The sequence below is a fragment of the Alteromonas sp. G4i13 genome (assembly GCF_054960505.1).
On record NZ_JBHNYX010000095.1, the window covers coordinates 1 to 1737 of the forward strand.

General features: G+C 51.2%; 1 rRNA gene. It reads right to left on the reverse strand.

The annotated features are described in order from the left end of the window. Positions 1-11 precede the first annotated feature (11 nt). Positions 12-1737, reverse strand: a 23S ribosomal RNA gene (locus ACFI6J_RS21415); the annotation flags it as partial.

The window sequence follows — 1737 nt, forward strand, 5'->3', positions numbered from 1 at the left end:
TTGGGCGTTGTATGGTTAAGCCTCTCGGGCAATTAGTACAGGTTAGCTTAACGCCTTACAACGCTTCCACACCCTGCCTATCAACGTCATCGTCTATAACAACCCTTCCAGACCTTAAAGGTCAGGGATGACTCATCTTTGGGCCGGCTTCCCGCTTAGATGCTTTCAGCGGTTATCCGTTCCGAACATAGCTACCGGGCAATGCCATTGGCATGACAACCCGAACACCAGCGGTTCGTCCACTCCGGTCCTCTCGTACTAGGAGCAGCTCCCATCAATCATCCAACGCCCACACCAGATAGGGACCGAACTGTCTCACGACGTTCTAAACCCAGCTCGCGTACCACTTTAAATGGCGAACAGCCATACCCTTGGGACCGACTTCAGCCCCAGGATGTGATGAGCCGACATCGAGGTGCCAAACACCGCCGTCGATATGAACTCTTGGGCGGTATCAGCCTGTTATCCCCGGAGTACCTTTTATCCGTTGAGCGATGGCCCTTCCATACAGAACCACCGGATCACTATGACCTACTTTCGTACCTGCTCGACGTGTCTGTCTCGCAGTTAAGCTAGCTTATGCCATTGCACTAACCTCACGATGTCCGACCGTGATTAGCTAACCTTCGTGCTCCTCCGTTACTATTTGGGAGGAGACCGCCCCAGTCAAACTACCCACCAGACACTGTCCACATTCCCGATAAGGGAACAATGTTAGAACATCAAACATACAAGGGTGGTATTTCAAGGACGGCTCCACACAATCTAGCGACTGTGCTTCAAAGCCTCCCACCTATCCTACACATGTAGGTTCAATGTTCAGTGCCAAGCTGTAGTAAAGGTTCACGGGGTCTTTCCGTCTAGGTGCGGGTACACAGCATCTTCACTGCGATTTCAATTTCACTGAGTCTCGGGTGGAGACAGCGTGGCCATGGTTACACCATTCGTGCAGGTCGGAACTTACCCGACAAGGAATTTCGCTACCTTAGGACCGTTATAGTTACGGCCGCCGTTTACCGGGGCTTCGATCAAGAGCTTCGTCCGAAAACTAACCCCATCAATTAACCTTCCGGCACCGGGCAGGTGTCACACCCTATACGTCCTCTTACGAGTTTGCAGAGTGCTGTGTTTTTAATAAACAGTCCCAGCCACCTGGTCACTGCGGCCTCCATTTGCTTACCACGCGAAGTGTTCACAAACAGAGGCGTACCTTCTCCCGAAGTTACGGTACAATTTTGCCGAGTTCCTTCACCCGAGTTCTCTCAAGCGCCTTAGTATTCTCTACCTGACCACCTGTGTCGGTTTGGGGTACGGTTCATATAATCATAAGTTTAGAAGCTTTTCCTGGAAGCAGGGCATCAACAACTTCACTCCCTTGGGAGCTCGTCTCGTGTCTCGGCCTTGAAAACCCGGATTTACCTAAGTCTTCAGCCTACTCACTTTCACTTGGACAACCAACGCCAAGCTTGCCTAGCCTTCTCCGTCCCTCCATCACTGATTATATAAGTACGGGAATATTAACCCGTTTCCCATCGACTACGCATTTCTGCCTCGCCTTAGGGGCCGACTTACCCTGCCCTGATTAGCATGGGACAGGAAACCTTGGTCTTCCGGCGTGGGAGTTTTTCACTCCCATTATCGTTACTCATGTCAGCATTCGCACTTGTGATATGTCCAGCAAGCTTTACAACTCACCTTCATCCACTTACACAACGCTCCCCTACCCAGCACGTAAAC